Source organism: Streptomyces sp. NPDC020958 (assembly GCF_055562175.1).
The window spans coordinates 149,019-161,089 of record NZ_JBVHFU010000018.1 but is presented as its reverse complement, the minus strand read 5'-3'; the positions used below and the strand labels follow the sequence as shown (position 1 = coordinate 161,089).

Below are 12,071 nucleotides of genomic sequence, written 5' to 3'. Positions count from 1 at the left end.
ACTCACCCTCTCGGGCTTTCCTCCGGGCTTCCCTTCGGTCTTGCGTTTCCGACTCTATCAGATCTTTTTCCGATCCGATTTCCTCGGTGCTTTCCGGGTTCCCGCTCTCGCGTTTCCCTTTCCGGCGTTTCCGACTCTATCAGATCCTCTCGGTCCTGATTCCCAGTCAGCGGGGTTGTCATCCCGGCTGTTGGGCCGTTCCGACGAGTGAGACTTTAGCGGATTCCCGGCCTCCGAGCTAATCGGGGGCCGCGTCCTTTCGAACGTGGATTCCTCATTTCGCGAATACGCACGCCGAAGCGACACGACACCGTGGCGCCGATTGCTGGTTGGTACTTGCGGAATGGCTGTCCGGGGACCGACCGGGGTCGGCGCTCACGTCGGACAACTCGGAGAACAGTACGTAGCCGCTCGGGGTGTGTCAACTTGCGGCAGCACGGCATTCCGGCGGCGTATGGTGGCCGACATGACTACGCGTACGTGTACCCAGCAGTGGTGGGCCGCCTGACGGCGGCCGCGCTCACGTACGCATCCAACGGCCGCCGCCTCGGCGGCCGTTCGTGTTTCTCCCTCCGGAACTCCTGAGGGCCGGCCGCCCGGGACGGCGGCTCCGGCCAGGAGGTGGAGAAGGAATGACACGGGTCTTCAGCGGGATCAAGCCGACCGGGCACCTGACCCTGGGGAACTACCTGGGGGCCATGCGGCAGTGGGCCGCGGTGGACCAGCACCGGGCCGATGCCGTGTTCTGCGTCGTGGATCTGCACGGGATGACCGTGGACCACGACCCGGCGCGGTTGCGCAGGCTCACCCGGCAGGCGGCGACGCTGCTGCTGGCGGCGGGGCTGGATCCGGAGCTGTGCACCGTGTTCGTACAGAGTCATGTCGACGAGCACACCCGGCTGTCGTACCTCATGGAGTGCGTGGCGACGGACGGTGAGATGCGGCGGATGATCCAGTACAAGGAGAAGGTCGCGAGCGAGGGGACCCGGGGGCGCGGGGTGCGGCTGTCCCTGCTGACCTATCCGGCGCTGATGGCCGCGGACATCCTGGCGTACGGGGCTGACGAGGTTCCGGTCGGCGACGACCAGACGCAGCACGTGGAACTGACCCGGGACCTGGCGGTGCGGTTCAACCAGCGGTACGGGCACACGTTCGTGGTGCCGAAGGCGACGGTGGCGACTGTGGCCGCGCGGGTGATGAACCTGCAGGATCCGACGTCGAAGATGGGGAAGAGCGACGACTCGGGGCCCGGGATCGTCTACCTGCTCGACGAGCCGGACGTGATCCGGAAGAAGGTCATGCGGGCGGTGACCGACAGCGGGCGGGAGGTCGTGTACGACCGGGAGGAGCGGCCCGGGGTCGCGAACCTGCTGGAGATTCTCGCTGCGTGCACGGACGGGAACCCTGAGTCACTGGCGACCGTTCACGATTCGTACGGCGCTCTGAAGCGGGCCACCGCGGAGGCGGTGGTGGAGGTGCTGAGGCCCGTGCAGGCCAGGCACAGGGAGTTGTGTGCCGATCCGGGTTATGTGGAGGAGGTGCTGCGGCATGGGGCGGACAAGGCGCGGGCGATCGCCCGGCCGATCGTCGATACGGCCTACCGGGCGATCGGGCTGTTGCCGCCGGGGGCCTTCTCGGGGACGGCCGCACCGGAGCCGGCGGTGAACTCGGCTCGGTAGTCCGCCGTCCCCGCGGGGTGGGTCCGGGCCTCAGTCCTTGTTGCCGGAGGCCAGCTCGCGGCTGCGGTCGCGGGCTGCCTCCAGGGCGGCGATGAGGGCGGCCCGTACGCCGTGGTTCTCCAGTTCGCGGATGGCGTTGATGGTGGTGCCGGCGGGGGAGGTGACGTTCTCACGGAGCTTGACGGGGTGTTCGCCGCTGTCGCGGAGCATCACGGCGGCGCCGATCGCCGACTGGACGATCAGGTCGTGGGCCTTGTCGCGGGGCAGGCCGAGCAGGATGCCGGCGTCGGTCATGGCCTCGACCAGGTAGAAGAAGTACGCCGGACCCGAGCCGGAGAGGGCGGTGCACGCGTCCTGCTGGGACTCGGGGACGCGCAGGGTCTTGCCGACGGCGCCGAAGATCTCCTCGGCGTGGGCGAGGTGGGCGGCGGTGGCGTGGCTGCCGGCGGAGATGACGGACATCGCCTCGTCGACGAGGGCGGGCGTGTTGGTCATGACGCGGACGACCGGGGTGCCCGTGGCGAGGCGCTCCTCGAAGAAGGAGGTGGGGATGCCGGCGGCGCCGCTGATGACGAGGCGGTCGGCGGGCAGGTGAGGGGCGAGTTCGTCGAGGAGGGTGCCCATGTCCTGCGGCTTGACGGTGAGGATCAGGGTGTCGGCGGTCTTCGCGGCCTCGGCGTTGCTGACCGGGGTGACTCCGTGGCGGGTGCGGAGTTCTTCGGCGCGTTCGGGGCGGCGGGTGGTGACCAGGAGGTCGGCGGGTGCCCAGCCGCCGCGGATCATCCCGCTGAGCAGGGCTTCGCCGATCTTGCCGGTGCCGAGGACTGCGACTTTCTGACTCATGCGGTTCAGTCTGGCACCGGCCTCGGGGCGGCGGGGGTGGCTGTCCGCTGGACGGACGCGCACTGGTGTCCTGGCCGTGTCCTGGGTCCGGCGTCCTCGGCCTGGCTAGGCCGTGCGGCGCTTCAGGGTGGCGGCTCCCAGGACCAGGACGAGCAGGGCGCAGCCGGCGACGATCAGGACGTCCCGGACGAAGGCCGTGGTCATGTCGGCGTGGTGGAGGACCTCGTTCATGCCGTCGACGGCGTAGGACATGGGCAGGGCGTCGGAGACGGCTTCCAGGACGGGGTGCATGTCGGAGCGAGGGGTGAACAGGCCGCAGAGGAGGAGTTGGGGAAAGATCACCGCGGGCATGAACTGGACCGCCTGGAATTCCGAGGCCGCGAAGGCCGAGACGAAGAGTCCGAGGGCCGTGCCGAGCAGGGCGTCGAGCAGGGCGACCAGGAGCAGGAGCCAGGGTGAGCCGGTGACGTCGAGGCCCAGGAACCAGACGGCCAGGCCGGTCGCCAGGGCCGACTGGATGACGGCGAGGGTGCCGAAGGCGAGGGCGTAGCCGGCGATGAGGTCGGCCTTGCCGAGGGGCATGGCGAGGAGGCGTTCGAGGGTGCCGGAGGTGCGTTCGCGGAGGGTGGCGATGGAGGTCACCAGGAACATGGTGATGAGCGGGAAGATGCCGAGGAGCGAGGCGCCGATGCTGTCGAAGGTGCCCGGGCTGCCGTCGAAGACGTAGCGGAGCAGGACCAGCATCAGGCAGGGGACGAGGAGCAGCAGCGCGATCGTGCGCGGGTCGTGGCGGAGCTGGCGCAGGACCCGGGCGGCGGTGGCGGTGGTGCGGGAGAGGTTGAGGACGCTCACGGGGGCGGTCGGGGTGGTCGTCTGCTGGGTGGTCATCGTGCCGTTTCCTTTGCGCGGGACTGGGCGGCCGCCGCGTCGACGAGGTGGAGGAAGGCGGCTTCGACGGTGTCGGAGCCGGTGCGGGTGCGCAGGGCTTCGGGGCTGCCGTCGGCGAGGATCTCGCCGTCGCGCATGAGCAGGAGGCGGTGGCAGCGCTCGGCCTCGTCCATGACGTGGGAGGAGATGAGGAGGGTGGCGCCGCGGTCGGCGGCGACGGCGTGGAAGAGCTGCCAGAGGTCGCGGCGCAGGACGGGGTCGAGACCGACGGTGGGTTCGTCGAGGACGAGGAGTTCGGGGGCGCCGAGCAGGGCGACGGCCAGGGAGACGCGGTTGCGCTGGCCGCCGGAGAGGTTGCCGGCGAGGGCGTCGGCGTGGCTGGTGAGGTCGACTTCGCCGAGGACGCGTTCGACGTCGGTGCGGCGGTCGGCGGTGGGACGGGCGGGGTCGAGGACGGAGCCGAAGTAGTCGAGGTTCTGGCGGACGGTCAGATCGTCGTAGACGGAGGGGGCTTGAGTGACGTAACCGATGCGGGTGCGCAGGGTGGGGTGGCCGGCGGGGCTGCCGAGGACGTCCAGGGTGCCGGTGACCTTGGCCTGGGTGCCGACGATCGATCGCATCAGGGTCGACTTGCCGCAGCCGGAGGGGCCGAGCAGACCGGTGATCTGCCCCCGGGGGACGGTGAAGTCGAGGCCGCGCAGGACGGTGCGGGGGCCGCGGGTGACGACGAGGCCGGTGGCCTGGACGGCGGGGGGCAGGGCTGTGCTGCCGGGGGCCTGGGGCGGCTCCGACGAGTAATTCACCATGTGATGAATAATGCGCCGAGGGGACAGGGCCGTCAAGGAGCGGGGTGCGCACCACTGCTGACACCGAAGGCTGGGGAGGAACCCTGCGGTCAGTCAGCCCCCAACCCGGGGTCGCCGCCCCCGTCGCCCGGCGCGGCTCAGTCGTTGCGGGCGACGAGGAGGAGGACGTCGTACGTCTCCTCGACGACCGCGTCCGGGAAGGCCTTCAGCAGGTGGGAGCGTTCCTCGGCGAGGAAGGCGGTGCGGCGGTCCTCGGGGATGACCAGGAACGCCGAGTGGCTGCCGATGTTGGCGAGGTGGGTGTCGACGGAGACGCGGCGGCTCCAGCGGACCTCGCGGCGGGTGAAGCGGAGGCGGCCGCTGGGGTCGGCGAGGTCCGTGCGGTCGGCGGTGCTGCGCTTCTCGGCTGCGGTGGCCACGCCGAAGAAGCGGCTCAGGCGGTCGTCCTGGGCGGCGATCCAGTCGACGTCGAGGGGGGTGGTGTTCCACCACAGCGCCAGCGCGCCGCCGGGACGCAGGACGCGCAGCGCCTCCGGCACGGAGCGGGCGGTGTCGGTCCAGTGCCAGGCCTGGGCGTAGGTCAGGAAGTCGGCGGTGTCGGCGGCGAGCGGGAGGGCGTTGCCGTCGCCGCGGACGATCGGGATGTCGGGAAAGGTGGCCCGGAACTGCGCCGCCATGCCCTCCCCCGGCTCCACCGCGATCACGTCGGCGCCGCGCGCGTGCAGCAGGGCGGTGGCGATGCCGGTGCCCGCGCCGACGTCGACCGCCGTGGCCCCGGTGAGGGACCGGCCGGCCTCTTCCTCGACGGCGTCGAGCAGGGCGGGCGGGTAGGAGGGGCGGTTCGCGGCGTACTGGGCCGCGGCGGCGTTGAAGGAGTGGGCGCGGGTGGTGTGGGAGGAGGGGGTGGGGACCGGGGGGCGTGACTGGCTCGTGGTCATGCGGTCATCGTCCCGGTGGTGGGGCGCGGGGCGACAGGGGATTTCCGAGCGGGGCGGCTCGGGTGGCGCACGGGGCATACGGGGCTTACGGGGCGCACCGTGCGTACGGGCTCAGCGCTTCCGCTTCTTCTTCGAGGGGTTGCCCGTGCGGCGGGTGGTACGGCGTTCGTGTTCCTTGACGGCGGTGTCGTACTCGGCGCGGTGGAGTTTCTCGCCGGGGGCCTCGGTGAGGGAGCGGAAGAAGTAGGCGAGCAGGGAGCCGACGAAGCCGATGGCGAGCAGGCCGCGCAGGGAGGCCTGGCGTTCGGGGTCGGGGCGCTTGCCGAAGGAGTCCCAGGTGGTGCGGAAGGCGAGAGCGCTGCAGATGGCGAACATCGCGACGACGAGGACGGTGACGAAGGCCCCGGTGTCGGCGAGCTGTACACCCTCGTAGGCGAGGCGCAGGACCAGACAGGAGGCGACGGCGGCGGCGAGCGAGCCGATGGCTACGCCGATGCGGCGGGCGGTGTAGCCGTCGTCGTGGTGCACCCAGGACGTGCCGAAGAAGCGGAGGGGCTCGGGGCGGGGGCCGCCGGTGGAGCCCGCGGGGCTGTCCGGGGTGCCTGTTTCGTCGCTCACGGGACGATTATGGCGCCGAGGGCTCCGCGGGCTCCGGGCCGGGGCCGGGGCCGGTGCGAGGGTCAGCCGCAGCGATCGGCCACGTAGCCGTCGCTGCCGGTGTGGACGTAGGTGTCGGAGACGTATTCGCCGTTGTCGATGTTGTCCCAGATGTTCGACGTGCCGTAGTAGCCGGAGACCGTTGTGCCGGGGGTCTGACAGAAGATGGGGACGCGGGTGCCCTCGGGGAGGGTCCGCGTGATGCTGTAGTTGGTGCCGGGGCCGCTGCGGACGTTGAGACGGACGCCCGGCGCGACCGCGTACGTCGCGACGGATGCCGCCGAGGCGGTCACGGCTGCGCCCTCTCCGCTGCTCCCGGCTTCCTGCGCGTGCTCGACAGACATGTGGTACTCCCCCCACTGGACCCATGAGTGCCATGGAGTCCCGTTGATTCCCCTGGATCGAGCCACGAAACACACGTCCGCAACTCGAACGCGGAGGCTAGCAAGCCGCCTCTGTGTCGCACGAGTCATCGACTAGGCTCCGTGCGTCGCGCTCCGCGGAAACAGCACGGGGGTGGTCCCTTGACGCCACAGCGCAACACCGGAGCGGGCGCGGAAGCGGAACTTCCCGAGTACGCCGGGCACTACCGCCTGGAGTCCTGCCTGGGCTCGGGTGGCATGGGCGTGGTGCATCTGGCCCGCAGCACCTCGGGGCTGAAGCTCGCGGTGAAGGTCGTGCATGCCGAGTTCGCCAAGGACCGTGAGTTCAGGGGGCGTTTCCGGCAGGAGGTGGCCGCCGCGCGCAAGGTGAGCGGTGCCTTCACCGCTCCCGTCGTGGATGCCGATCCGGAGGCCGAACGGCCGTGGATGGCCACCCTCTTCATTCCCGGCCCGACGCTCTCCGAGCACGTGAAGCGGAACGGGCCGATGTCCCCCGCCCAGTTGCGCCGCCTGATGGCGGGGCTGGCGGAGGCGCTGGGCGACATCCACCGGGTCGGCGTGGTGCACCGGGATCTCAAGCCGAGCAACGTGCTGCTCGCCGAGGACGGTCCCAAGGTCATCGACTTCGGGATCTCCCGGCCGAAAGACAGCGAGCTGCGCACCGAGACGGGGAAGTTGATAGGTACACCGCCGTTCATGGCGCCCGAGCAGTTCCGGCGGCCGCGCGAGGTGGGTCCCGCCGCGGACATCTTCGCGCTGGGGTCGGTGCTGGTGCACGCGTCGACCGGGCGGGGTCCTTTCGACTCGGACAGTCCGTATGTCGTCGCCTACCAGGTCGTGCATGACGAGCCGGACATCACCGGGGTGCCGGAGGAGTTGGCTCCGCTGGTGCTGCGGTGCCTCGCCAAGGAACCCGAGGACCGGCCGACGCCCGACGAACTGATGCGGGAGATCAGGTCGTTGGCCGCGTCGTACGACACGCAGGCGTTCATACCGGCACAGCGGATCAAGGACGAGGACGGCGTCGGTGACGCGCCGGAGGCGCCGTCCCCCGCCGCGCCGGAGCCGAAGCTGCGAGGGCCGTGGCAGGCCACGCGGCGGCGGGTGGCCTTCGCCGCCGGGTCGGGCGTCCTGGTCCTGGGCGGCCTGGTCGGCTCGGTGCTGTGGCCCGGTGACAGCGATCCGAAGCCCGTGGGCAGCACTGGGCACGGCGCCACGACCGCCTTCGAGGCGTGGCAGACGGACGCGGGGGCCAAGGACGGCTCCGGTATGCCGCACTGCGTGGCCGGGGCCGGGAAGCTGCTGTGTTTCCGGTCGGGTCTGGCCTACGCCCTCGACCCGGCCGACGGACGTCTGCTGTGGCGGCACAGGGTCGCGGAGGAGCGTACGAGTGGCTCGCCGTTCCTGTCGGGCGGGCTGCTGCTGTTGCCGACGGACGGGGGGCGGCATGTCGAAGCCCTGGATCCCGCCTCGGGTTCGTCGCGGTGGACGCTGGACCTTCCCGCGTCCCAGAGCCTGGAGGTCACCAGGAGCATGCTGCTGGCCGTCGGGTCCGACGGGGTGCTCAGCGGCATGGACAGCGGGTCGGGCCGTACGCGGTGGAGTCGGCCCCTGTCCGGCGGCGCGCCGTCCCTGGACTCGTTCGCCGGAGATCCGCTGGTCTACGCGACCAGCACCTCCGACCACGGGACGCACACCGTGGTCACCGCGCTCGATCCGGCCACCGGCGCCGAACGCTGGAAGGCCCGGCTGGCTGGGGATCTGCGGCCGGTCGGTACTGCGGGCGGGTCCCTGTTCCTGCTGTCCGTGAAGACCTCCGCCGGGGAGACGGACGGGGTCGTGCGCTACACCCCGGCCTCCGAGGCGACCCGTCGGGTGGCGCTGCCCGTCCCCCGGGTGGCTCCGGCGGCCACGGTGCGCGGTGACGTGGTCTGTCTGCTGTCCGCCGGCGGTTCACTGGAGGCCGTCGACGTCGAGAGCGGCAAGCAGCTCTGGGCGCTCCAGACCTCGGTGAGCCGGGGCTCGGCGCCCGTGACCGACGGCCGGTACGTCTACTTCACCGCGGCCGACGGACGCCTGCTCGCCGCCGACGCCCGCAGGGGAACCCTGGTCGGCCAGACCCCGGCGCGGCTCGGCGCGAACGCGAGTGAGGTCACGGCGTCGCTGTCGGCTCCGCTGCTCCTCGACGCCCACGTCTACGCCACCGCCCCCGACGGCACCGTGTTCGCCGTGGACGCGAAGGATCCGCGGGACTGGTGACGTCGTAGGGACGGAGCAGGGGCCGCTCCCGTGGGGGAGGCGGCCCCTGGGCGGTCGCCGTGTACGGGGTCAGCCCAGCTTGGACACGTCGCGGACCGCGCCCTTGTCGGCGCTGGTGGCCATCGCCGCGTAGGCCCGGAGCGCCGCCGAGACCTTGCGCTCGCGGTTCTTCGGGGCGTACGCGCCGTTCAGGGCCTGCTCGCGGCGGGACAGCTCGGCCTCGTCCACGAGGAGCTCGATGGTGCGGTTCGGGATGTCGATGCGGATGCGGTCGCCGTCCTCGACGAGGGCGATCGTGCCGCCGGAGGCCGCCTCGGGGGAGGCGTGGCCGATGGAGAGGCCCGACGTACCCCCGGAGAAGCGGCCGTCGGTGATCAGGGCGCAGGTCTTGCCGAGGCCGCGGCCCTTGAGGAAGGACGTCGGGTAGAGCATCTCCTGCATGCCGGGGCCGCCCTTGGGACCCTCGTAGCGGATCACGACCACGTCGCCGTCCGTGACCTGCTTGTTGAGGATCTTCTCGACGGCCTCCTCCTGCGACTCGCAGACGACGGCGGGGCCCTCGAAGGTCCAGATGGACTCGTCGACGCCGGCCGTCTTCACCACGCAGCCGTCGACGGCGAGGTTGCCCTTGAGGACCGCGAGGCCGCCGTCCTTGGAGTAGGCGTGCTCGACGCTGCGGATGCAGCCTTCCGCCGCGTCCTCGTCCAGGGCCTCCCAGCGCTCGGACTGGGAGAAGGCCTCGGCGGAGCGGACGCAGCCGGGGGCCGCGTGCCACAGCTCCACGGCCTCCGGGGAGGGCGAACCGCCGCGCACGTCCCAGGTCTTCAGCCAGTCCGCCAGGGAGGGGCTGTGGACGGAGTGCACGTCCTCGTTCAGGAGGCCGCCGCGGTGCAGTTCGCCGAGGAGGGCGGGGATGCCGCCGGCGCGGTGCACGTCCTCCATGTAGTAGGTGCGGGTCTTGGCGACGTTCGGGGCGACCTTCGCGAGGCAGGGGACCCGGCGGGAGACCGCGTCGATCTCGTTCAGGCCGAAGGGGACGCCCGCCTCCTGGGCAGCCGCGAGCAGGTGCAGGATCGTGTTGGTCGAGCCGCCCATCGCGATGTCCAGCGCCATCGCGTTCTCGAAGGCCGCGAAGGTGGCGACGGAGCGGGGCAGGACCGTGTCGTCGTCCTGCTCGTAGTAGCGGCGGGTGATGTCCATGACCGTGCGGGCCGCGTTCACGTAGAGCTGCTTGCGGGCCGTGTGGGTGGCCAGGACCGAGCCGTTGCCGGGGAGGGAGAGACCGATCGCCTCGGTCAGGCAGTTCATCGAGTTGGCGGTGAACATGCCGGAACAGCTGCCGCAGGTCGGGCAGGCGTTCTCCTCGATCCGGAGGATGTCCTCGTCGGAGATCTTGTCGTTCACCGCGTCGGAGATCGCGTCGACGAGGTCGAGGGTGCGGACCGTGCCGTCCACCAGGGTCGCGCGGCCGGCCTCCATGGGGCCGCCGGAGACGAAGACCGTCGGGATGTTCAGGCGCAGGGCGGCCATGAGCATGCCCGGGGTGATCTTGTCGCAGTTGGAGATGCAGACCAGGGCGTCGGCGCAGTGCGCCTCGACCATGTACTCGACCGAGTCCGCGATCAGGTCACGGGAGGGCAGGGAGTACAGCATGCCGCCGTGGCCCATCGCGATGCCGTCGTCCACGGCGATCGTGTTGAACTCGCGCGGGATGCCGCCGGCCTCCGTGATCGCCTCGGAGACAATCCGGCCGACCGGCTGGAGGTGGGTGTGGCCCGGCACGAACTCCGTGAAGGAGTTCGCGACGGCGATGATCGGCTTGCGGCCGATGTCCGCACCGGGTACACCGGAGGCGCGCATAAGGGCGCGGGCGCCCGCCATGTTGCGACCGTGGGTGACAGTGCGTGACCTCAGCTCGGGCATCGTCGCTCGCTCCTTCAGACAGATAGGGCTGTTGACGAGCGTACGCCCGTCGCCCACGGCTCGGGACGCGCTGTCCGGAATGCGGGACGGATGTCTCAGGATGTCTCGGGATGTCTCGGGATGTCTCGGGATGTCTCAGCGGGCAGGTCGGTGACCGGCCGGACCGGGGCCCCGGTCGGAGGAGGTCAGAGGGACCCGGTCAGGGAGTGGTCAGGTGCCCCTGCACCACCGGAGCGACCCGCGCCACGATCTGCTCCAGGTCCGCCGACGCCAGGGGCTCCACCTTGATCACATAGCGCAGCATCGCGCAGCCGACCAGCTGCGCGGCCGCCAGTTCGGCGCGCAGCTCCGCGTCCGGAAGGTCCAGCTGTCCGGCGATCCGGCGCAGCAGCTGGGTGGCGATCAGGCGGCGGAAGACAGCGGCGGCGGTCTCGTTGTTGACGGCCGAGCGGACGATCGCCAGCAGGGGCGTACGGGTGGCGGGGTTCTCCCAGACACCGAGGACGAAGCGGGTCAGGCGTTCGCCGACGCCGTCCGGCGGGCCGTCGGCCAGCGCGGCGGGCGCGTTCAGCGCGGGGGCGAAGGCGACCGAGATGGCGGCCTCGAAGACCTGTTCCTTGGTGCCGAAGTAGTGGTGGACCAGGGCGGAGTCGACCCCGGCCGCCTTGGCGATGCCGCGTACGGACGTCTTCTCGTAGCCCCGTTCGGAGAACTCCTCGCGGGCGGCGGCGAGGATACGGTCCCGGGTGCCGGCCGACTCGGTGCGCGGCGGGCGGCCACGGCGGCGGGCGCCGGAGTTGTGGTCGGCGTCGGTCATCGGCGGGGCACCCGCACCGCGGAGGCCAGGTGCAGGCGGGTGAAGGCCAGGGCCTCCGCGAGGTCGGCCTCGCGCTCCGCGCCGGACATCGCGCGCCGGGTGTTGACCTCGATGACGACGTGCCCGTCGAAGCCGGTGAGCGCGAGGCGCTCCAGCAGCTCGGCGCAGGGCTGGGTGCCGCGTCCCGGCACCAGGTGCTCGTCCTTGGCGGAGCCGCGGCCGTCGGCGAGGTGGACGTGGCCGAGCCGGTCGCTCATGCGGTCGAGCATGGCCAGGGCGTCCACGCGGGACGTCGCGGCATGGCTGAGGTCGATCGTGAAGTGCCGGTAGTCGTCCTTGGTGACGTCCCAGTCGGGGGCGTACGCGAGCATCTCGCGGTCGCGGTAGCGCCACGGATACATGTTCTCCACCGCGAACCGTACGTCCGTCTCGTCGGCCATCCGCCAGATCCCCTCGACGAAGTCGCGGGCGTACTGGCGCTGCCAGCGGAACGGGGGGTGTACGACGACCGTGGTGGCGCCCAGCTTCTCGGCGGCGGCCCGGGCCCGCTGGAGCTTGACCCAGGGGTCGGTGGACCAGACCCGCTGGGTGATCAGCAGGCAGGGGGCGTGCACGGCGAGGATCGGGATGCGGTGGTAGTCGCTGAGCCTGCGCAGGGCTTCGATGTCCTGGCTGACCGGGTCGGTCCAGACCATGACCTCCACGCCGTCGTAGCCGAGGCGCGCGGCGATCTCGAAGGCCGTCGCCGTCGACTCCGGATACACGGAGGCCGTGGAGAGCGCGACCTTCGCATCCGGGATGCGGACGACGTCCCTTGGATTTGCCACGAGGGACAGGTTACGGGGTGCGGGCGGGTGGGCACGGGGCGGCTGCGCGCC

11 protein-coding genes are annotated in these 12,071 nt (G+C 71.3%); 2 read left to right on the top strand and 9 right to left on the bottom strand.

The features are described from left to right. Positions 1–632 precede the first annotated feature (632 nt). Complete coding sequence (gene trpS / locus ACZ3KP_RS35715) at positions 633–1,679, top strand: tryptophan--tRNA ligase (protein ID WP_467504707.1); 1,047 nt, start codon at positions 633–635, stop codon at positions 1,677–1,679. 30 nt (positions 1,680–1,709) lie between these two features. On the opposite strand, the gene proC is transcribed toward trpS, so the two are convergent. The 6 genes from proC to ACZ3KP_RS35685 form a co-directional block, all read right to left on the bottom strand. After that, positions 1,710–2,522, bottom strand: coding sequence for a pyrroline-5-carboxylate reductase (proC, locus tag ACZ3KP_RS35710; RefSeq protein ID WP_358985977.1), 813 nt, complete (start codon positions 2,520–2,522; stop codon positions 1,710–1,712). Between the two features lie 105 nt (positions 2,523–2,627). Continuing rightward, positions 2,628–3,410, bottom strand: coding sequence for an ABC transporter permease (locus ACZ3KP_RS35705; protein WP_467504705.1), 783 nt, complete (start codon positions 3,408–3,410; stop codon positions 2,628–2,630). Then, positions 3,407–4,216, bottom strand: coding sequence for an ABC transporter ATP-binding protein (locus ACZ3KP_RS35700; protein ID WP_360564297.1), 810 nt, complete (start codon positions 4,214–4,216; stop codon positions 3,407–3,409). The genes ACZ3KP_RS35705 and ACZ3KP_RS35700 overlap by 4 nt, the downstream gene beginning before the upstream one ends. A 137-nt stretch (positions 4,217–4,353) precedes the next feature. Then, positions 4,354–5,154 carry a class I SAM-dependent methyltransferase gene (locus tag ACZ3KP_RS35695; protein WP_467504703.1) on the bottom strand — a complete coding sequence of 267 codons (801 nt, stop codon included), beginning with the start codon at positions 5,152–5,154 and terminating at the stop codon, positions 4,354–4,356. Positions 5,155–5,265: 111 nt separating this feature from the next. Continuing rightward, the gene (locus ACZ3KP_RS35690; protein ID WP_467504701.1) at positions 5,266–5,772 is read right to left on the bottom strand and encodes an EamA/RhaT family transporter; all 507 of its coding nucleotides are present in this window, start codon (positions 5,770–5,772) and stop codon (positions 5,266–5,268) included. A gap of 62 nt (positions 5,773–5,834) precedes the next feature. Continuing rightward, positions 5,835–6,155 (bottom strand): SH3 domain-containing protein, encoded by a 321-nt coding sequence (locus ACZ3KP_RS35685; protein ID WP_358985990.1) that lies wholly within the window; start codon positions 6,153–6,155, stop codon positions 5,835–5,837. Between the two features lie 180 nt (positions 6,156–6,335). Here ACZ3KP_RS35685 and ACZ3KP_RS35680 point away from each other — a divergent pair, with 180 nt between their 5' ends. Then, positions 6,336–8,453 (top strand): serine/threonine-protein kinase, encoded by a 2,118-nt coding sequence (locus ACZ3KP_RS35680; RefSeq protein WP_467504698.1) that lies wholly within the window; start codon positions 6,336–6,338, stop codon positions 8,451–8,453. 69 nt (positions 8,454–8,522) lie between these two features. Here the strand turns inward: ACZ3KP_RS35680 and ilvD are convergent, their stop codons facing one another. The 3 genes from ilvD to ACZ3KP_RS35665 form a co-directional block, all read right to left on the bottom strand. Then, positions 8,523–10,376, bottom strand: a complete 1,854-nt coding sequence (ilvD, locus tag ACZ3KP_RS35675) for a dihydroxy-acid dehydratase (protein ID WP_132889329.1) — start codon at positions 10,374–10,376, stop codon at positions 8,523–8,525. Between the two features lie 199 nt (positions 10,377–10,575). After that, positions 10,576–11,193, bottom strand: a complete 618-nt coding sequence (locus ACZ3KP_RS35670; RefSeq protein ID WP_467504697.1) for a TetR/AcrR family transcriptional regulator — start codon at positions 11,191–11,193, stop codon at positions 10,576–10,578. Next, positions 11,190–12,020 carry a sugar phosphate isomerase/epimerase family protein gene (locus ACZ3KP_RS35665; protein ID WP_467504695.1) on the bottom strand — a complete coding sequence of 277 codons (831 nt, stop codon included), beginning with the start codon at positions 12,018–12,020 and terminating at the stop codon, positions 11,190–11,192. The genes ACZ3KP_RS35670 and ACZ3KP_RS35665 overlap by 4 nt, the downstream gene beginning before the upstream one ends. Positions 12,021–12,071 lie beyond the last annotated feature (51 nt).